Genomic DNA, 18,235 nt, shown 5'->3' with positions numbered 1-18,235 from the left:
ATTAAATCTCCTCAACTTTGAGTAAATAAGACACTTGGTTGACCATCCCACGAATCGAGGAATTGTCTTTCACATCAATCACTTGATTAATGCGTCGCAAACCGAGCGTCTTCACAGTCTCTATATGACGTGGCAATCTACCCGAGATACTTTTCTTTAAAGTTAAACGTAATTTTTTATCAGACATGCGTTATTACTCAGCAAATGAGGTTATTCAACAATTTCTTTTAATGACTTACCACGCTTATCAGCAATCATCTCCGGCGTTGTCATTTGGTGTAATGCTTTTAACGTCGCGCGCACCACATTAATTCGATTGGAAGACCCAATAATCTTCGCAATGACGTTTTTAATCCCAACAACTTCAAAAATAGCGCGCATTGGGCCTCCGGCAATAATACCGGTTCCTTCTACCGCAGGAAGAATGATGACTTTTGTCGCACCATGCCGCGCTTCGATTTTATGAAAAACCGTATGATTATTGAGTTCAATATGAAGCATATCGCGGCGCGCTTTTTCAAGTGCTTTTTGCATCGCGACCGACACTTCCCGGGCAGGACGTTTACTAAAACCGACACGGCCTTTTCCATCGCCTACGACGACACATGCGGCAAAACTGAAAATACGTCCGCCTTTGACGACTTTAGCATGGCGATTAACGGCTACTAATTTTTCTTGTAAACCGTCGCTTTTCGTTGTTTGATCAAAACTCATCGAATAACCTTACTCAATTAAAAGGGCAGTCCGCCTGCACGTGCAGCTTCTGCCAGCGCCTTAACGCAACCATGATACTTAAAACCAGAACGATCGAATGCAACGTGCTTAACACCCGCTGCTAATGCTCTCTGCGCAATCGCTTCCCCTAAAATAGTCGCTGATTTCACATTACGTGCCACCGCGCCACTTGATTTTAAGGATTTTTCCAGCGTAGACGCGCTAGCCAGTACTTGATCCCCTTTAGGGCCCGCAATAATAATTTGTGCGTACAGGTGCTTCAGAGTACGGCCTACAGACAAACGGGGAACACCTAGCTGTTTAATTTTAGCTCGGGTTTTGACCGCTCTGCGCCGCTGCTTTAACTTCTTGTCTACCATGCGGTAAATACCTCTAGAATTATTTTTTCTTCGTTTCTTTAAGTTTAATGACTTCATCTGAATAACGAACGCCTTTTCCTTTATAAGGCTCAGGTGGACGATAACGACGAATTTCTGCCGCAACTTGCCCAACCAGACGTTTATCAGAACCTTCTACAACAATTTCTGTCGCACTCGGTGCCGTAATAGTGATTCCTTCAGGAATATCGTAAACCACTGGATGCGAAAAACCGAGCGTTAAATTTAATTTTTTACCTTGCACTAACGCACGATAACCGACACCAATCAGTTGTAATGTTTTCTTAAAACCCTCAACAACTCCGGTCACCGCATTCGCGACATTTGCGCGCGTCGTTCCCGCTAAGGCATCGGCTTCACGAGATTCATCGGCTGGCATAACTTGCAATACTTTATCTGCCAACTCAAGCTTGACGCGTGGATCAAACTTAAGATTGAGTACCCCTTTTTTGCCTGTTACGCTCAACATTTGGCCATCGATTGAGATCTCGGCTGGACCGAGGTGTATTGGATTTTTTGCGACTCTTGACATAAAAACCTTTCTTTATAAATTATTCAACCGTAGCAATCACTTCACCACCCTGGCCCAATGCCGTGGCTTGCTTGTCTGTCATCAATCCTTTCGAGGTTGATACAATAGCAATCCCTAACCCACCTAACACTTTAGGAAGCCGTTCAACGGGTCGATAAATACGTAATCCAGGACGACTGACGCGCTTGAGTGAAGCAATGACAGGTTTATCTAAGTGGTATTTTAAGGTGATCGTCAACACAGACTTCACACCTGCTTGCTCACATTGATAATCTTGAATATAACCCTCATCCTTCAACAATTTAGCAATTGCTAATTTTATCTTAGAAGCCGGCATGGAAACAGAAGGTTTCGCCACTGCTTGGGCATTTTTAATCCGCACAAACATGTCGGATATTGGATCTTGCATACTCATAAATTTTTTACCTACCAGCTCGATTTCACAATTCCAGGAAGATCGCCCTTCATGGCATAAAGACGTAACATGCTTCGGGATAAACCAAACTGGCGATAAACACCTCGTGGTCGTCCAGTGAGCCGGCAACGGTTGCGAAGTCGAACCGGAGCAGAGTCCCGAGGTAACTTTTGTAATGCTTGTTGAGCATCCCAACGCTCTTCATCTGTAGAATGAAACACTCATTATTACGGTTTTAAGTTCAGTACGCTTTTTTGCGTATTTTTCTACAATTTGTTCGCGCTTAAGCTGGCGCATTATTACGCTTTTTTTAGCCATATGTTCTAATTCTCTTTAAAAGGAAAATCAAGAGCCGAAAGCAATGCTAAGGCTTCCTTATCGGTTTTCGCTGAAGTCGTGATGGTAATATCCATCCCCCGAATTGCATCAATTGTATCGTATTTAATCTCCGGAAACACGATTTGTTCTCGAATTCCAAGACTATAATTGCCTCGACCATCGAAAGAGCGTGGACTGAAACCACGAAAGTCACGGATTCGCGGAATAGCGACTTGAATGAGCCTGTCTAAAAACTCATACATCCGTCACGAATTTTAAACCCAGCATGCGATTTTTTAGCCAGGGTCACGACCGGTTTTTGTCCGGCAATCAACATCATATCATTTACGGCCGATTCGATCACTTTCTTATTGGTCACTGCTTCGCCCACACCCATGTTGAGGGTTATTTTGATGAGTGGAACTTCCATCTTGCTTTTGTAAGCGAATTCTTCTGTCAATTTTGGCAGAACATTGCTTGCATACTGTTTTTTTAATCTGGCCATCAACTCACCTAAAATTAGATATCGACTAATTCGTCGTTGGATTTAAATACGCGGGCACGGCTTCCATCGTTGTGCACTTTGATCCGAACCTTATCCGCTTTTTTCGTTACGGGATTATAAAGTGCAATATTGCTTAAATGAATACTGGCCTCTTGCGTAACAATTCCGCCCGTTATATTTTTTTGGGGATTCGGTTTAACGTGTTTTTTTACGCAATTAATCCCTTCCACCACCGCACGGTTTTTCGTTGGCAAAATACGCAGCACTTTACCTTGCTTTCCTTTATCTTTTCCCGTCAGCGCAATCACCATATCGCCTTTTTTAATTTTGTGCATAGTATTCTCTCTTTTAAAGTACTTCAGCCGCTAAGGAAATGATTTTCATAAATTGGTCTGTACGTAATTCACGCGGAATCGGTCCAAAAACACGTGAACCAATCGGCTGCTTTTGCGCAGAGAGTAAAATACATGCGTTGGAATCACAACGCAGAACACTGCCATCTGCACGACGAACTCCTTTGCGCGTTCGAACCACGACCGCAAAACAAACGTCCCCTTTTTTTACTTTTCCGCGAGGAACGGCTTCTTTGACACTCACACGAATGATGTCACCCACTCCCGCGTAACGGCGCTTTGAACCACCTAACACTTTGATACAGACGACTCGACGTGCACCACTATTATCGGCAACATCTAGCTCTGATTGCATCATAATCATAGCGCTTCTCCAGATACCACCACTTCTGATTCAATAGAAGGGATTGCTGTTTTATCGACCACTTTTAATAAGGTCCATGCTTTTCGTTTAGAAACAGGACGAGATTCAACGATCACAACCTGATCGCCTTCTTTTCCTTGATTTTCTGGATCATGAACCAATAATTTAGTACTACGCTTTAGGTATTTACCGTATTTAGGGTGCTTAACTCTACGTTCGATGTAAACATTAATGGTTTTATCCATTTTGTCGCTTACCACACGTCCGGTGAGTGTTCGCTTTACTTTTGTGGTCTGACTCATGCTTTATGGCCTACTTTTTCATTTAAAACAGTTAACAATCTTGCTAATTTTCTGCGTGCAACTTTGATTTGATGGGTTGCTGTGAGCTGACGGGTAGAGTGTTGAATTTTAAGATTAAATTGCTCTCTTCCCGTCTGATAAATTTCTTCTTTTAAATTGTCAATCGACATCTGCCGAATTTCTTTTGCTTTCATCATTACAATACCGTCCGGGTTACAAAGTTGGTTTTAATCGGTAATTTCGCCGCAGCTAATTTTAAAGCCGCTTGCGCAAGCTCTGGAGAAATTCCTTCCATTTCAAATAAAATTTTTCCAGGCTGAATCACAGCCACCCAATACTCAACACTCCCTTTTCCTTTACCTTGTCGAACTTCTAAAGGTTTTTTCGTAATCGGCTTATCTGGGAAAATCCGAATCCACACTTTACCACCCCGCTTAATATGTCGAGTCAAAGCACGACGTGCCGCCTCGATTTGACGCGAAGTAATAAAACCAGCTGCCGTGGCTTTTAAGCCAAATTGCCCAAAATTAACATCCATCCCTCTGGAGGCAACACCACGATTACGACCTTTAAATTGTTTTCTATATTTCGTTCGTTTGGGCTGTAACATAAATTCTTCCCAATAAGCTCTTTAGTTCTTAATAAAATTTAACGCTTTTCTTGTCCTGAGTCGGAGGTCACGGACGACTTTCCACCACGGTACGGCGCCCGACGGCGATTATTATAAGGCTTTTGCTCTTTTTCATTCGCGTAATTGGGTTTACCTTTTTGTTCACTTTCGTCTCTAAAGCTAATCCGCGAACGATCAAACACTTCACCTTTATAAATCCAAACTTTAACACCAATCTTTCCATACGTTGTTTGTGCTTCGGCTAAACTATAATCAATGTCTGCACGAAACGTATGCAGCGGAACACTGCCTTCTTGATAACATTCCGTACGCGCAATTTCTGCACCGCCTAAGCGACCTGAAACGGCAATTTTGATCCCCTTCGCACCTAAACGTAGCGACGATTGTACAGAACGTTTCATCGCACGCCGAAACATAACCCGACGTTCTAATTGTTGCGCAATATTTTCAGCGACTAACTTAGCATCTAATTCTGGTTTCTTGACTTCGACAACGGAAAGTTTTACTGCAACACCCATCAGTTTTTCTAGTTTATTTTTTAACTGCTCGATGTACTCACCTTTTTTACCAATGACAATTGTAATTTTTGGCCATTTTAGCGGGTCGTTCAATTTGAATTGAAGAGACGCCGGCTTGTAACAAGGTTTTTTCAATCAGCGCACGTGCTTTTAAATCTAAAATAAGATAATTGGCGTAATCTTTTGCTTTCGCATACCATTTTGCTGTGGAAGTACGCGTAATATTTAGGCGAATTCCGACCGGGTTAACTTTATGACCCATTAGCGCTTACCCCCATTATCAGACACTCTTATCGTTATATGACTTGTCGGTTTAAGAATACGATTACTACGTCCTTTCGCACGTGCATGCATTCGCTTCAGGGTTGGCCCTTGATCGACATAAATTGCAGCAATTTTCAGACTATCTACATCCGCACCTTGATTGTGCTCCGCGTTAGCAATCGCAGATTCTAATACTTTTTTAATCACTTTTGCATTTTTTTTGATACTAAATTTCAGTATCTGTAGCGCCTTACCCACTTCCATACCGCGAATTTGGTCTGCGACCAAACGGCATTTTTGCGGCGATAATCTCGCGTATTTTAAATGTGCTGCGACTTCCACGTAAATTTACCTCATTAAACTATTTTTTATCGTCTGCGCCTTTCGTCTTTTTATCTCCCGCACGATGCCCCTTAAAGGTTCGTGTGATAGAGAACTCACCCAGTTTATGTCCAACCATATTTTCGGTGACATAAACGGGAACAAAATCCCGCCCATTATGCACAGCGATTGTGCATCCTATCATATCAGGCAATATCATCGAGCGTCTTGACCAAGTCTTAATCGGACGCTTAATTGATGCACTTTGCGTTGTTTGTACTTTCTTTAACAAATGTACATCGACAAATGGACCTTTTTTTATTGAACGTGGCACTTAAGTTACCTCACCAATTAATTACTTTTTCTTACGCCGCTGAACAATCAGCTTTGCATTACGCTGGTTGTGGCGTGTCTTATACCCTTTCGCTGGCGTTCCCCACGGACTGACGGGATGACGTCCTCCGGATGTTTTTCCTTCCCCCCCCCCATGAGGGTGATCAACCGGGTTCATCGCAACCCCACGCACGGTGGGTCGGATACCTCGCCAACGTGACGCACCGGCTTTACCGAGCGAACGCAAATTATGGTCGTTGTTACTCACAACACCAATGGAGGCTTTACATTCAACGGGAACTTTTCTTAATTCACCCGAGCGGAGGCGTATAGTAGCATACTCTCCTTCCCGTGCAACAATCTGAACATACGCACCGGCGCTGCGCGCTAACTGAGCGCCTTTTCCAGGCTTCATTTCTAAAGCATGGACAATCGTTCCCACTGGAATATTCAGTAAAGGTAAAGCATTCCCTGGTTTGATCGGTGCGTCCGATCCAGAAATAATTTCTTGCCCGACTTTAATGGATTGCGGCGCTAAAATGTAGCGACGTTCGCCGTCGGCATAAAGCACTAACGCAATATGCGCCGTACGATTGGGATCGTATTCAATTCGCTCAACACGTCCACGAATACCATCTTTATTGCGTTTAAAATCAATCAGACGATAGCGTTGTTTATGTCCGCCACCCTGATGTCGGACCGTAATTCGACCATGGTTATTACGCCCACCATTTTTAGACTTGGTCGCAATGAGCCGGTCAAAAGGTTTACCTTTATGGAGACCTTCTCGCGTGATCTTGACGACGAATCGACGACCTGGTGAAGTCGGTTTTGTTTTTTGGCTCGGCATGGTAGGTACTCTCTATTTTGTTCCAGTAAAATCAATATCACAACCGGGCAGTAAGGTAACATAAGCCTTCTTCCAAGCTTTCAATCGCCCTGGTATTTGCTTGAAACGTCGTTGCTTTGACTTCACGTTTAAGATTTGCACGGATTCCACTTTGACGGAAAATAAAGATTCAACCGCTTGTTTAATTTCAGACTTATTCGAATCTTTTTGTACTTTAAATACAAACTGTTTATGTTTATCCGCTAAAGCCGTGGACTTTTCCGAAATGTGTGGCTGTTTAAGCAATTCAAAACGGCGTTGTTGTTGCTTTGTTTTTATCGTGGTGAGGTCATTCATGCTAAAAGCTCCTCGATTTGTTTCAACGCCACGGCTGTGACGAGGATTTTTTCATGATTGATCAAGTCAACCGGATTGAGCCCCTCAATGTCTGATAACGTCACTTTAAACAGATTGCGCGCGGCAAAATAAAGCGTTGTCTGGACTTCGTCCGTAATAATTAATGTCTTACCGGTTAAGTTTAATTCAGCTAACTTACTCAATAGATGGCGCGTCTTTGCACCTTCGATATTCAGCTCATCGAGAATCACTAATCGATCTTGGCGAATCAGTTCAGATAAAATGGAACGCATCGCCGCACGATACATTTTCTTATTCACTTTACAAGAATGATCCTGCGGTTTCGCTGCAAAGGTAACACCCCCACTGCGCCAAAGAGGACTACGAATCGTTCCTGCCCGGGCACGTCCCATCCCTTTTTGCTTCCAGGGTTTTTTACCCCCACCACTGACCGCAGATCGGTTTTTTTGACCACGGGTACCCTGGCGCGCGCCGGCTAAATAGCTGGTCACCACTTGATGTATTAATGGTTCATTGAAACGACAACTGAAAACCGAGTCGGCTAACGGAAGTTCTTTTTCAGACCCACTACTTGATATTAATGCCACTTGCATAACAGCGATTCCAAATTAATAAGTTGGACAATTTTCTTAAGCTTTCTTTTCTTTGTTTTCTTTATTTTTCATTCTGACCGCAGACTGAATAAATACTTCGCCACCGGGCGCTCCGGGAATCGATCCTTTTAAAATCAGTAAGTTGCGTTCAGATTCGACACGAATGACTTCGAGCGATTGAATCGTACAACGTTTATTTCCAAGTTGACCCGCCATCTTTTTACCTTTAAACACGCGTCCAGGCGACTGGCGTTGTCCAATCGAACCCGGGGCACGATGTGAAAGCGAGTTACCGTGGGTTGCATCTTGCGTTGCAAAATGATGGCGCTTAATTACACCACCATAACCCTTACCTTTATTCGTTCCTGTAACATCCACCAATTGTCCAGTTCGAAATAAGTCGCCGACTAAAAATTCTTTGCCCGGAATCAGCGCTTCAACAAACGATGCCTGTTCATCCTCTAAACGAAATTCATGTAGACCCTTACCGGCTTCGACTTTCGCTTTAATAAAATGACCGGACTCACAGCGATTAAGTCGTTTTGCTTTTTGCTTATCGCTTGTGAGCTGAATGGACTCATAGCCATCGCGTTGCTTGGTTTTTACTTGGACAACACGATTCGGTAACACTTCAATAAGCGTAACAGGAATGGCTTCACCATTTTCTGTGTAAATCCGCGTCATACCACATTTTCGAAACCCATTGTCATGATTAGAACCTTTCGTTGTTCAGCTTATACCTAGTTGACCTACAATCAAACGTAACGTTTAGCCATTATCCGTCTTGGTTTTTACTTCAATATTTACCTCAGAAGGTAAATCATCCAGGCGTTTTAAGGCATCAGCGGTTTTATCTGTAGAGGAATAAACATCAATCAAACGCCGATGAGTCCGTATTTCATATTGATCACGTGCATCTTTATCGACGTGTGGCGAAGTGAGCACGGTTAGCTTTTTTATACGCGTCGGCAACGGAATCGGGCCACGCAGTATCGCACCGGTTCTTTTTAATGAAGCGACAATTTTTTTTGTCGCTTCATCAATAAGATGATGATCAAAGCTGGTTAGTAAAATACGGAAATCTTGGCAATTTAAAGACATATTATTTTCCTGAAAATTCTCACTACGCTTTCTTCGCTTTAGTTAACAGCTTGGTTACAACACCTGCTCCAACTGTTCGCCCACCTTCTCGGATTGCAAAATTAAGCCCTTCTTCCATAGCAATACCGTATTCGTTCATCAACTCAACAATAATTTTTACTTTATCGCCGGGCATAACCATTTCGCATCCTTCCGTTAACTGAATGGTTCCTGTAATATCGGTTGTTCTGAAATAGAACTGTGGTTTGTAATCACTCATAAAGGAAGTATGACGACCGCCTTCTTCTTTCTTTAAAACGTAAATTTCTGCTTCGAATTTCACGTAAGCTTCAACAGTACCTGGCTTAGCAAGAACTTGTCCACGTTCCACGTCTTCACGCTTAATACCACGTAATAAAGCACCAATGTTATCACCCGCTTGCCCTTGATCAAGTAACTTACGAAACATTTCAATACCGGTGACTGCGGTTTTTTGGACGGGCTTCAAACCAATAATTTCAACTTCTTCACCCACTTTGATCACACCACGTTCAACACGCCCTGTGACCACCGTTCCACGTCCTGAGATCGACATAACATCTTCAATTGGCATTAAGAAAGGTTTGTCAATTTGACGTTTTGGATCGGTAAAATACTTATCCATTTCCTCAGCTAATTTATAAATCCCACTTTTTTCACCATCCCCCTTGTCCATCGCTATTTTTGCAGCACCACGTACAATGGGAATATCATCGCCTGGAAAGTCATATTTAGACAGTAATTCTCTTACTTCCATTTCAACTAAGTCAAGCAGCTCTGGATCGTCAACCATATCGCATTTATTCATAAATACAATAATGCTCGGAACACCGACCTGACGAGCCAACAAAATATGTTCGCGGGTTTGTGGCATCGGGCCGTCTGCCGCACTGACTACGAGGATTGCGCCGTCCATCTGCGCTGCACCGGTAATCATGTTTTTAACATAATCGGCGTGTCCTGGGCAGTCAACGTGCGCATAGTGACGCGCCCACGTGCTTTTTCTTCCGGCGCTTTATCAATTTCATCAAATTGCTTGACTTCACCACCAAATTTCTCAGCTAAACACTTTGTCAATGCCGCCGTCAACGTCGTTTTACCATGGTCAACGTGGCCAATAGTCCCAACGTTAAAGTGGGGTTTATTTCTTTGAAAGGTTTCCTTGGACATGATCTTTTACCTCAATAACAATTAATTACTATCTTTTTTACGAATAACCCCATCCGCTATATTAGCGGGAGCTTCGTTGTACTTAGCAAACTCCATCGTATAAGTCGCACGTCCTTGGGTTGCTGAACGCAAATCGGTGGCATAACCAAACATTTCCGAAAGCGGAACTTCAGCACGGACCATTTTCCCACCTCCAGCTGGCAGGTCATCCATACCTTGTAAAATTCCACGGCGACGATTGAGATCGCCCATGACATCACCCATATACTCTTCTGGTGTAACGACTTCAACACGCATAATCGGTTCAAGCAACACTGGACTTGCTTTTCGTGCACCTTCTTTTAAAGCCATCGAACCTGCGATTTTAAATGCCATTTCACTCGAGTCGACTTCAATGATAGGAACCATCAAACAGAGTTACCTTGATGTCAACGACTGGGTAACCGGCAATCACACCGTTTTCTAATTGTTCTTTCACACCTTTATCGACCGCCGGAATATATTCTCTTGGAATCACACCCCCGACAATCGCATTTTCAAACTCATAACCCTTTCCAGCTTCCAAAGGCTCAATTTTAATCCATACGTGACCAAACTGACCACGTCCACCACTTTGGCGAACAAACTTACCTTCTTGTTCAACTGCTTTACGGATAGTTTCTCGATAAGCGACCTGTGGCTTACCGACATTCGCTTCCACACTAAACTCTCGTTTCATTCGATCAACGATAATTTCTAAGTGAAGCTCACCCATTCCTGAAATAATGGTTTGTCCCGATTCTTCATCCACACGAACTCGAAAAGAAGGATCTTCTTGCGCTAATTTACTTAAGGCAATCCCCATTTTTTCCTGGTCGGCTTTTGTTTTCGGTTCAACTGCTACTGAGATAACGGGTTCAGGGAATTCCATTCGCTCTAAAGTAATAATCTTATCTGGATCGCACAGTGTATCACCGGTACTCGTATTTTTAAGCCCTACCGCAGCGGCGATATCGCCTGCGCACACTTCTTTAATTTCTTCTCGACTATTGGCATGCATTTGGACAATACGACCAATTCGCTCTTTTTTTGATTTGACCGGATTGTAAACACTGTCGCCACTTTTAACGACTCCGGAATAAACTCGAAAATAGACGAGTGATCCCACAAATGGGTCCGTCGCGACTTTAAAAGCGAGCGCTGAAAAAGGCGCATCATCTTTCGGTGGACGATCCGATAAGGTTTGCGCCGCATCGTCTAATGTTCCTTTAATAGGCGGCACATCATTTGGTGCAGGCAAATATTCAATTACGCCATCTAACATCGCTTGGACGCCTTTATTTTTAAAGGCCGAACCACATAAAACCGGCACAATTTTATTCGCTAAGGTTAAGCTGCGAACTGCTTTTTTAATTTCATCAACACTAAACTTTTCACCTTCAAGATAACGCTCGGTCATCTCTTCAGAAGATTCGGCCACCGCTTCAAGCATTTTTTCATGCCATTCTTGACACTGTTCCTGCAAACCTTCTGGAATATCGCGATATTCAAAACTCATTCCTTGCGTACTTTCGTCCCAATAAATCGCTTTCATTTGAATCAAATCAACGACTCCTTCAAATTGGTCTTCAGCACCAATCGGAAGTTGAATCGGAATCGGGCGTCCTCCAAGTCGTTTTTCAATTTGCTCGACCACACGGAGAAAGTTGGCGCCGGCACGGTCCATTTTGTTAACAAACGCCATACGCGGAACCTGATATTTATTCGCCTGGCGCCAGACTGTTTCAGACTGCGGCTCAACACCACTCACTGCACAAAATACTACACAAGCACCGTCTAATACCCGTAAGGATCGCTCTACTTCAATGGTAAAATCAACGTGCCCAGGTGTATCAATAATATTAATACGATGCTGTGGATACTGATGTGCCATACCATCCCAAAAACAGGTGGTCGCAGCCGAGGTAATAGTAATTCCTCGTTCTTGTTCTTGTGCCATCCAATCCATGACGGCGGTACCTTCATGCACTTCACCAAGTTTATGCGACACACCGGTATAAAATAAAATTCTTTCCGTTGTCGTTGTTTTTCCAGCATCGATATGGGCAATAATCCCGATGTTTCGATAGCGCTCTATGGGTGTCTGACGGGCCACTTCTAGTTTACCTTTATAAATATTTTAAATTTAACCCCACCGGAAATGAGCAAAAGCCTGGTTGGCTTTAGCCATACGGTGCGTATCTTCACGTTTCTTTACTGCGATACCTTTATTGTCATACGCGTCTAAAATTTCCGCGGCAAGACATTGGGCCATTGTTTTTTCACTGCGCTGCGCGGCGGCAGATTTTAACCAACGCATCGCTAACGCGGTTCGCCGGGAAGGACGAACTTCTACTGGAATCACACGGCGAGCACGCACTTCAACGTTCGGTCGAATATTGTCTAAGGCTTGTTCGAACACGTCGAGTAATTCATTGGTATCGACATTTGAACTTCCTTCGCCCTCTTCTTTCTTATATTTTTCATTTAAACGAGTTTGCAAACGCTCGAGAGCGCCGTAAACAATTTTTTCAGCCGCGGCTTTTTGCCCATTTTTCATGATGCAGTTCATAAACTTGCTGAGCAGTTCACTTTTGAATTTTGGGTCCGCAAGGATTACCCTTTTGGCTGCAACGCGTCTTCTTGCCATAATTTTAACTTTCCACGATTAGGTTTTATTTATCTTTAGGCCGTTTAGCACCGTACTTAGAACGACCTCGTCGACGAGCCGCGACACCCGAGGTGTCTAAACAACCCCGTATGATGTGATATCGAACACCTGGTAAGTCTTTTACACGACCACCGCGGATCATTACTACCGCGTGCTCTTGCAAATTGTGGCCTTCCCCTGGAATATAAGCGGTGACTTCAACCAGGGTGGTTAAACGTATCCGGGCCACTTTACGTAGAGCGGAGTTAGGCTTTTTAGGTGTAACGGTGTAAACACGCGTACAAACGCCTCGTCTTTGTGGACAGCGCTCTAATGCGGGCACCACGGATTTAGTAGGCCTTTTTACTCTTGGCTTACGAACTAATTGGTTAATTGTGGCCATGCATTCTACTCGGTAAAAATATAACTTAAGTTAATTGAAACTGGATTGATGTTTAAGACCACTTAATAGGGTCAACATTGAACTCAAAAAATCTTTCTTCAACGAACGAAGAGGGCCGGGATTGTAAAGAGACCACTCTAGGATGTCAAGTAGTCTTGGTATTTTTCCTCGCCATTTTTTGTCTTTTTTTATATTCATGTGCTTAATTAAGAATCATTTTTTAGCACCCACCCTCTACATAATGATTCAGGCTAAATTCAGCTGTATTTTAGTGACGATGGGTTTGTGCGTGCAAAGCACGCTACACAAGAATCGCTACCATTTTTCCTCGCGAGGGGTCGCCACTCGCTTGTATGGAGTGGCAAGTATATCCTCTATCTGAAAAGACAAAAAGTAGGTTGTTTCTCGTCATATTGTGCTCAGGTGTTTTTCCTTGTCGTTTTAAGGCCTCTTATAAGCGCTAGGTAGCGCTATCTTTACCAACGTTTATGGTGGGAACTAGGTTTTTGCTTCGCAGCAAGCAAGGTCATCATTGACGCAAAAAACGGCTCATTATAATTTGTAAGCCAACGGGAAGCTCTCCTCTTTTACTCATAAACACCTTTGTTTAAAACAGCTATTTTTCAATTTTCTTCTGAGTCAACCTGAATAAAAAAAAATTGAGAAAAACGATTCAAACGAACGCTTTACTTACACAACTGAAAATCGAAAATCATACAGATAAATAAAAGATTATTTTTAAATCGCTCAGTCGAAGAGAGCAAAAAATATATTCAAAAATAAAAAAACCCCGAGTGGATTTCTCCGATTCGGGGGTTTTCAATCCATTCGCTTTTATCTAACAACAAACTTAATTCGTCTGTTGATCCTTGGGCTCTTCCGAAAAAGCTTTGCTCAATGCGCTTTCAACATCACTGGCTGTCATTTGCGGGGCAAGCCCTTTTTGTTGCTTCCCAAGTAATCGATGGCGTCGCGATTGAGCATGATACGCAAATCCCGTTCCCGCCGGAATTAACCGTCCGACAATCACGTTTTCTTTGAGTCCTTTGAGCTCATCCCGTTTTCCAGTCACAGCGGCTTCTGTTAAAACACGGGTTGTTTCTTGGAACGACGCCGCAGAAATAAAGGAATCGGTAGCCAAAGAGGCTTTGGTAATACCCAGCAGTACTGATTCAAAACGAGCGGGTAACTTTCCTTCTGCAACCGACTTTCGGTTTTCTTCCTTGACTCGTGCTTCTTCGACTTGTTCGCCTTTTAAGAAGCGGCTATCCCCCGAATCTAAGATGTTCACCTTGCGCAACATTTGCCGAACGATCACTTCAATGTGCTTATCGTTAATTTTAACCCCTTGCAAACGATAGACTTCTTGTACTTCATTGACAATATAATTTGACAACGCATTGATACCCAAAAGACGTAAAATATCGTGCGGACTCGGCGGACCATCGGCGATGACTTCCCCGCGCTCAACATGCTCTCCTTCAAAAACCGTCACATGTCGCCATTTAGGGATTAACGCCTCAAACGTTTCACCGTCGTTCCCCGTGATCACCAAACGTCGTTTTCCTTTTGTTTCTTTTCCGAAACTAATGATACCGGAAATTTCTGCCAGAATAGCAGGCTCTTTCGGTTTACGCGCTTCAAATAAGTCGGCCACTCGTGGTAAACCACCGGTAATATCACGGGTTTTAGACGTTTCTTGCGGAATACGTGCCACAATATCACCGATACCCACCGCCGCACCATCTTCTAAACTGAGGATAGCGTTAATCGGTAAGAAGTAATGCGCAGGGACGCGAGTACCTGGCAAGAAAAGGTCATTACCTACTTCGTCAGTCAATCGGACCATCGGACGCAATTCTTTGCCGCTTGAGCCTCTTTGCTTAGAATCCATCACGACAATACTGGTTAAACCGGTTACTTCGTCCGTTTGGCGGTTCATCGTGATCCCATCGATCAAATCAATAAACCTGACATAACCGGCCACTTCGGTCACGACCGGGTGCGTATGTGGATCCCACTGGGCAATAACCTGACCAGGATTCACTTCAGTCCCCTCGGAGACCTTAATACTCGCACCATAAGGCAGTTTATAGCGTTCTCGCTCCCTTCCCTGCCCATCAAGCAAGGTTAACTCACCCGAACGCGAGACCGTGACATAATGGCCATCGGCGTGTTGAACCAGCTTCAGGTTATGCAATTTAATGCGGCCCTTCGACTTCACCTGAATATGGTTCGCTGACGCAATCTGTGAAGCCGCTCCCCCGATGTGGAAGGTACGCATGGTGAGCTGTGTTCCTGGCTCACCAATTGACTGCGCCGCAATCACTCCAACCGCTTCACCAATCGCAACAAGGTGCCCACGCGCTAAATCTCGCCCATAACAGGCCCCACAGATACCATAACGCGCTTCACACGTAATCGGTGAACGAACGTGAACCTGATCAACCGCGCGGTTTCAAGCGTGTTTACCCATTGTTCATCGAGTAACGTCCCACGGTTCACTACGACATTCATCGCTTCCTGGCAGGCTAACATCCTCCGATAAAACACGACCTAACACACGCTCACGCAACGGAACCATAATTTCACCGCCCTCAACGTGAGGCGTAATCAAGATTCCCTGTAACGTACCGCAATCCTCTTCGGTCACCACCATATCTTGGGCTACGTCAACCAAACGGCGGGTTAAGTAACCTGAGTTGGCGGTTTTTAACGCCGTATCGGCCAAACCTTTCCGCGCACCGTGGGTTGAAATAAAGTATTGTAAAACGTCCAAACCTTCACGGAAGTTTGCGGTAATGGGCGTTTCGATAATGCTTCCGTCCGGCTTGGTCATCAAACCACGCATACCTGCTAACTGACGCATTTGGGCTGGCGATCCCCGCGCACCTGAATCAGCCATCATATACACTGGGTTGAATGATTCTTGGGCAACGGTCTTGCCTTGAGCATCCGTCACGTTTTCAGTCGCGAGTTTTTCCATCATCGCTTTGGCCACTTGATCATTGGTCCGTGACCAAATATCAACGACTTTGTTATAACGTTCACCTTGGGTCACTAACCCTGAGGCATATTGCGATTCAATTTCTTTTACTTCCGTTTCGGCCTCTTCAATAATCGCTGATTTACTTTCAGGAATGATCAAATCTTCGATACCAATTGACACGCCCGCGCGGGTCGCATAACCAAAGCCGGTGTACATCAATCTATCTGCAAAAATAGCCGTGGCTTTCAAGCCTAACCGACGATAACACTCATTGATAAGATTTAAGATCGCTTTTTTGTTCAGTGTTTTATTGATTAATGCAAAAGGCAATCCTTCCGGCAACACTTCGCGCAACAACGCTCGGCCCACTGTACTTTCGATAAGTTTTGTTGCTTCCTGAAGTTGGCCTTCGGCATCAAACAACTTTTCGGTAATACGGACTTTAATTTTAGCGTGTAACTCGGCAAAGCCGCTATCGTACAACTGTCTGACATCGTTAATGTCGGCACAAACAAAACCTTCACCTTTGGCATTAATTTTGTCTCGTGTTAAATAATAAAGACCTAACACCACATCTTGTGTCGGCACAATAATCGGCTCTCCGTTTGCCGGCGATAAAATATTATTTGTCGACATCATCAAGGCACGCGCTTCAAGCTGCGCTTCAATCGTCAACGGAACGTGAACGGCCATTTGGTCACCGTCAAAGTCAGCATTATAAGCCGTACAAACTAAAGGATGCAGCTGAATCGCTTTTCCTTCGACTAAAATCGGTTCAAATGCTTGAATCCCCAAACGGTGCAACGTCGGCGCACGGTTGAGTAATACGGGATGTTCACGAATGACTTCTTCCAAAATATCCCAAACTTGTGGCGCCTCATTCTCAACCATTTTTTTAGCGGCTTTAATCGTAGACGCCAAATCTTGGAACTGCAATTTGCTTAAAATAAAGGGTTTAAACAACTCCAAAGCCATTTTTTTCGGTAATCCGCATTGATGGAGCTTTAAAGTGGGCCCCACCACAATCACTGAACGTCCAGAATAATCAACTCGTTTACCCAGCAAGTTTGACGGAAACGCCCTTGCTTTCCTTTAATCATATCAGCCAGCGATTTTAACGGGCGCTTGTTACTACCGGTAATCGCACGACCCCGGCGACCGTTATCCAGCAACGCATCCACGGATTCTTGCAGCATGCGTTTTTCATTACGAACAATAATATCCGGTGCGTTTAAGTCTAAAAGACGTTTCAAACGATTATTACGATTAATCACCCGTCGATAAAGATCATTCAGATCGGAGGTCGCAAAACGTCCTCCATCTAATGGAACGAGCGGACGTAAATCCGGTGGTAACACTGGCAATACATTCAAAATCATCCATTCGGGTTTGTTCCCTGACTCTTCAAATCCCTCAAGTAATTTTAGGCGCTTTGCGTATTTTTTTAATTTAGTTTCAGAGTTTGTATTGGGAATTTCTTCACGTAATCTTGCAATTTCTTCACTCAAGTTCAACGTCATTAATAATTGTTGAATCGCTTCTGCCCCCATCCGCGCATCAAATTCATCACCGTGCTCTTCAATGGCTTCAAGATATTGCTCATCGGTTAAGAGCTGGCCACGTTGTAGGGCGGTCATACCCGGTTCAATGACCACAAACGCTTCAAAATAAAGAACACGCTCGATATCACGCAACGTCATATCGAGTAAGAGGCCAATACGGGAAGGTAGTGATTTAAGAAACCAAATATGGGCAACAGGGCTCGCTAACTCAACATGCCCCATGCGTTCACGACGCACTTTACTTAAAGCCACTTCAACACCACATTTTTCACACATGATTCCACGGTGTTTTAAACGTTTATATTTTCCGCATAAGCATTCATAGTCTTTAATTGGCCCGAAAATTTTTGCGCAAAACAAACCATCTCGTTCTGGTTTAAACGTTCGATAATTAATGGTTTCCGGTTTTTTCACTTCACCAAAAGACCAAGTCCGAATCATATCCGGAGAGGCTAAGGAAATACGAATAAAATCAAATTCATCCATGTAATCCTCATCCCGCAAAATACCGAGCAAATCCGACATTAGCGGTTTTTCTTTGGTTTCGCTGGAAAAC

At 43.8% G+C, this 18,235-nt stretch carries 20 protein-coding genes and 5 pseudogenes; all 25 read right to left on the bottom strand.

The window, feature by feature from the left end:
* Window position 1: 1 nt before the first annotated feature.
* On the bottom strand, window positions 2-187 hold the full coding sequence (gene rpmD / locus S3O_RS0107315; protein WP_010598433.1) for a 50S ribosomal protein L30: 186 nt from the start codon (window positions 185-187) through the stop codon (window positions 2-4).
* A gap of 23 nt (window positions 188-210) precedes the next feature.
* Entirely contained in the window at window positions 211-714 is a 504-nt protein-coding gene (rpsE, locus tag S3O_RS0107310) for a 30S ribosomal protein S5 (protein WP_010598432.1), read from the bottom strand.
* A gap of 17 nt (window positions 715-731) precedes the next feature.
* Window positions 732-1,094: a 50S ribosomal protein L18 gene (rplR, locus tag S3O_RS0107305; RefSeq protein ID WP_010598431.1), complete on the bottom strand. Its 363-nt coding sequence runs from the start codon at window positions 1,092-1,094 to the stop codon at window positions 732-734.
* A gap of 19 nt (window positions 1,095-1,113) precedes the next feature.
* Window positions 1,114-1,644 carry a 50S ribosomal protein L6 gene (gene rplF / locus S3O_RS0107300; RefSeq protein ID WP_010598430.1) on the bottom strand — a complete coding sequence of 177 codons (531 nt, stop codon included), beginning with the start codon at window positions 1,642-1,644 and terminating at the stop codon, window positions 1,114-1,116.
* Between the two features lie 19 nt (window positions 1,645-1,663).
* On the bottom strand, window positions 1,664-2,053 hold the full coding sequence (rpsH, locus tag S3O_RS0107295) for a 30S ribosomal protein S8 (RefSeq protein ID WP_456238852.1): 390 nt from the start codon (window positions 2,051-2,053) through the stop codon (window positions 1,664-1,666).
* A gap of 17 nt (window positions 2,054-2,070) precedes the next feature.
* The gene (rpsN, locus tag S3O_RS14285; RefSeq protein WP_010598428.1) at window positions 2,071-2,280 is read right to left on the bottom strand and encodes a 30S ribosomal protein S14; all 210 of its coding nucleotides are present in this window, start codon (window positions 2,278-2,280) and stop codon (window positions 2,071-2,073) included.
* A 102-nt stretch (window positions 2,281-2,382) separates the two neighbouring features.
* A pseudogene (gene rplE, locus S3O_RS0107285) lies at window positions 2,383-2,882 on the bottom strand (50S ribosomal protein L5).
* Between the two features lie 14 nt (window positions 2,883-2,896).
* Window positions 2,897-3,217 carry a 50S ribosomal protein L24 gene (gene rplX / locus S3O_RS0107280; RefSeq protein WP_010598425.1) on the bottom strand — a complete coding sequence of 107 codons (321 nt, stop codon included), beginning with the start codon at window positions 3,215-3,217 and terminating at the stop codon, window positions 2,897-2,899.
* A gap of 13 nt (window positions 3,218-3,230) precedes the next feature.
* Window positions 3,231-3,599, bottom strand: coding sequence for a 50S ribosomal protein L14 (gene rplN / locus S3O_RS0107275; protein WP_010598424.1), 369 nt, complete (start codon window positions 3,597-3,599; stop codon window positions 3,231-3,233).
* Window positions 3,596-3,901 carry a 30S ribosomal protein S17 gene (gene rpsQ / locus S3O_RS0107270; protein WP_010598423.1) on the bottom strand — a complete coding sequence of 102 codons (306 nt, stop codon included), beginning with the start codon at window positions 3,899-3,901 and terminating at the stop codon, window positions 3,596-3,598. The genes rplN and rpsQ overlap by 4 nt, the downstream gene beginning before the upstream one ends.
* On the bottom strand, window positions 3,898-4,098 hold the full coding sequence (rpmC, locus tag S3O_RS0107265) for a 50S ribosomal protein L29 (protein ID WP_010598422.1): 201 nt from the start codon (window positions 4,096-4,098) through the stop codon (window positions 3,898-3,900). Before rpmC ends, rpsQ begins: the two co-directional genes overlap by 4 nt.
* Window positions 4,098-4,511 (bottom strand): 50S ribosomal protein L16, encoded by a 414-nt coding sequence (gene rplP, locus S3O_RS0107260; protein WP_010598421.1) that lies wholly within the window; start codon window positions 4,509-4,511, stop codon window positions 4,098-4,100. The genes rpmC and rplP overlap by 1 nt, the downstream gene beginning before the upstream one ends.
* Before the next feature lie 200 nt (window positions 4,512-4,711).
* A pseudogene (rpsC, locus tag S3O_RS12085) lies at window positions 4,712-5,312 on the bottom strand (30S ribosomal protein S3); the annotation flags it as partial.
* Entirely contained in the window at window positions 5,312-5,656 is a 345-nt protein-coding gene (rplV, locus tag S3O_RS0107250) for a 50S ribosomal protein L22 (RefSeq protein WP_010598418.1), read from the bottom strand. The pseudogene rpsC and the gene rplV, both read right to left, overlap by 1 nt.
* Window positions 5,657-5,675: 19 nt before the next feature.
* Window positions 5,676-5,969 carry a 30S ribosomal protein S19 gene (gene rpsS, locus S3O_RS0107245; protein ID WP_010598417.1) on the bottom strand — a complete coding sequence of 98 codons (294 nt, stop codon included), beginning with the start codon at window positions 5,967-5,969 and terminating at the stop codon, window positions 5,676-5,678.
* 21 nt (window positions 5,970-5,990) lie between these two features.
* Window positions 5,991-6,818, bottom strand: coding sequence for a 50S ribosomal protein L2 (gene rplB, locus S3O_RS0107240; protein WP_010598416.1), 828 nt, complete (start codon window positions 6,816-6,818; stop codon window positions 5,991-5,993).
* A gap of 12 nt (window positions 6,819-6,830) precedes the next feature.
* Window positions 6,831-7,154, bottom strand: coding sequence for a 50S ribosomal protein L23 (gene rplW, locus S3O_RS0107235; RefSeq protein WP_010598415.1), 324 nt, complete (start codon window positions 7,152-7,154; stop codon window positions 6,831-6,833).
* On the bottom strand, window positions 7,151-7,768 hold the full coding sequence (rplD, locus tag S3O_RS0107230) for a 50S ribosomal protein L4 (protein ID WP_010598414.1): 618 nt from the start codon (window positions 7,766-7,768) through the stop codon (window positions 7,151-7,153). The genes rplW and rplD overlap by 4 nt, the downstream gene beginning before the upstream one ends.
* Before the next feature lie 36 nt (window positions 7,769-7,804).
* Entirely contained in the window at window positions 7,805-8,452 is a 648-nt protein-coding gene (gene rplC, locus S3O_RS0107225) for a 50S ribosomal protein L3 (protein ID WP_010598413.1), read from the bottom strand.
* Window positions 8,453-8,536: 84 nt separating this feature from the next.
* On the bottom strand, window positions 8,537-8,869 hold the full coding sequence (gene rpsJ / locus S3O_RS0107220) for a 30S ribosomal protein S10 (RefSeq protein ID WP_010598412.1): 333 nt from the start codon (window positions 8,867-8,869) through the stop codon (window positions 8,537-8,539).
* A 22-nt stretch (window positions 8,870-8,891) separates the two neighbouring features.
* Window positions 8,892-10,057 (bottom strand): annotated as a pseudogene (tuf, locus tag S3O_RS14280) (elongation factor Tu).
* Window positions 10,058-10,078: 21 nt separating this feature from the next.
* Window positions 10,079-12,191: pseudogene (gene fusA / locus S3O_RS14275) on the bottom strand (elongation factor G).
* A 30-nt stretch (window positions 12,192-12,221) separates the two neighbouring features.
* On the bottom strand, window positions 12,222-12,725 hold the full coding sequence (gene rpsG, locus S3O_RS0107205; RefSeq protein ID WP_029463711.1) for a 30S ribosomal protein S7: 504 nt from the start codon (window positions 12,723-12,725) through the stop codon (window positions 12,222-12,224).
* A 25-nt stretch (window positions 12,726-12,750) separates the two neighbouring features.
* Window positions 12,751-13,128 carry a 30S ribosomal protein S12 gene (gene rpsL / locus S3O_RS0107200; protein WP_029463710.1) on the bottom strand — a complete coding sequence of 126 codons (378 nt, stop codon included), beginning with the start codon at window positions 13,126-13,128 and terminating at the stop codon, window positions 12,751-12,753.
* 850 nt (window positions 13,129-13,978) lie between these two features.
* Window positions 13,979-18,204 (bottom strand): annotated as a pseudogene (gene rpoC / locus S3O_RS20145) (DNA-directed RNA polymerase subunit beta').
* Window positions 18,205-18,235: the final 31 nt, after the last annotated feature.

The organism is Rickettsiella massiliensis 20B, assembly GCF_000257395.1.
In the GTDB taxonomy this organism is placed as follows: domain Bacteria; phylum Pseudomonadota; class Gammaproteobacteria; order Diplorickettsiales; family Diplorickettsiaceae; genus Diplorickettsia; species Diplorickettsia massiliensis.
This window is presented reverse-complemented; position numbering and strand designations above follow the sequence as displayed.

Bases quoted from the DNA above. Each gene is read 5' to 3' on its own strand.
- rpmC (WP_010598422.1), bottom strand. From the start codon at position 4,098: ATGATGAAAGCAAAAGAAATTCGGCAGATGTCGATTGACAATTTAAAA.
- rplX (WP_010598425.1), bottom strand. From the start codon at position 3,217: ATGCACAAAATTAAAAAAGGCGATATGGTGATTGCGCTGACGGGAAAA.
- rplD (WP_010598414.1), bottom strand. From the start codon at position 7,768: ATGCAAGTGGCATTAATATCAAGTAGTGGGTCTGAAAAAGAACTTCCG.
- rplF (WP_010598430.1), bottom strand. From the start codon at position 1,644: ATGTCAAGAGTCGCAAAAAATCCAATACACCTCGGTCCAGCCGAGATC.
- rpsH (WP_456238852.1), bottom strand. From the start codon at position 2,053: ATGCAAGATCCAATATCCGACATGTTTGTGCGGATTAAAAATGCCCAA.
- rplC (WP_010598413.1), bottom strand. From the start codon at position 8,452: ATGACGCGGATTTACACAGAAAATGGTGAAGCCATTCCTGTTACGCTT.
- rplR (WP_010598431.1), bottom strand. From the start codon at position 1,094: ATGGTAGACAAGAAGTTAAAGCAGCGGCGCAGAGCGGTCAAAACCCGA.
- rpsL (WP_029463710.1), bottom strand. From the start codon at position 13,128: ATGGCCACAATTAACCAATTAGTTCGTAAGCCAAGAGTAAAAAGGCCT.
- rpmD (WP_010598433.1), bottom strand. From the start codon at position 187: ATGTCTGATAAAAAATTACGTTTAACTTTAAAGAAAAGTATCTCGGGT.
- rpsQ (WP_010598423.1), bottom strand. From the start codon at position 3,901: ATGAGTCAGACCACAAAAGTAAAGCGAACACTCACCGGACGTGTGGTA.
- rpsJ (WP_010598412.1), bottom strand. From the start codon at position 8,869: ATGTCTTTAAATTGCCAAGATTTCCGTATTTTACTAACCAGCTTTGAT.
- rpsG (WP_029463711.1), bottom strand. From the start codon at position 12,725: ATGGCAAGAAGACGCGTTGCAGCCAAAAGGGTAATCCTTGCGGACCCA.
- rplB (WP_010598416.1), bottom strand. From the start codon at position 6,818: ATGCCGAGCCAAAAAACAAAACCGACTTCACCAGGTCGTCGATTCGTC.
- rplW (WP_010598415.1), bottom strand. From the start codon at position 7,154: ATGAATGACCTCACCACGATAAAAACAAAGCAACAACAACGCCGTTTT.
- rpsE (WP_010598432.1), bottom strand. From the start codon at position 714: ATGAGTTTTGATCAAACAACGAAAAGCGACGGTTTACAAGAAAAATTA.
- rplN (WP_010598424.1), bottom strand. From the start codon at position 3,599: ATGATTATGATGCAATCAGAGCTAGATGTTGCCGATAATAGTGGTGCA.
- rplP (WP_010598421.1), bottom strand. From the start codon at position 4,511: ATGTTACAGCCCAAACGAACGAAATATAGAAAACAATTTAAAGGTCGT.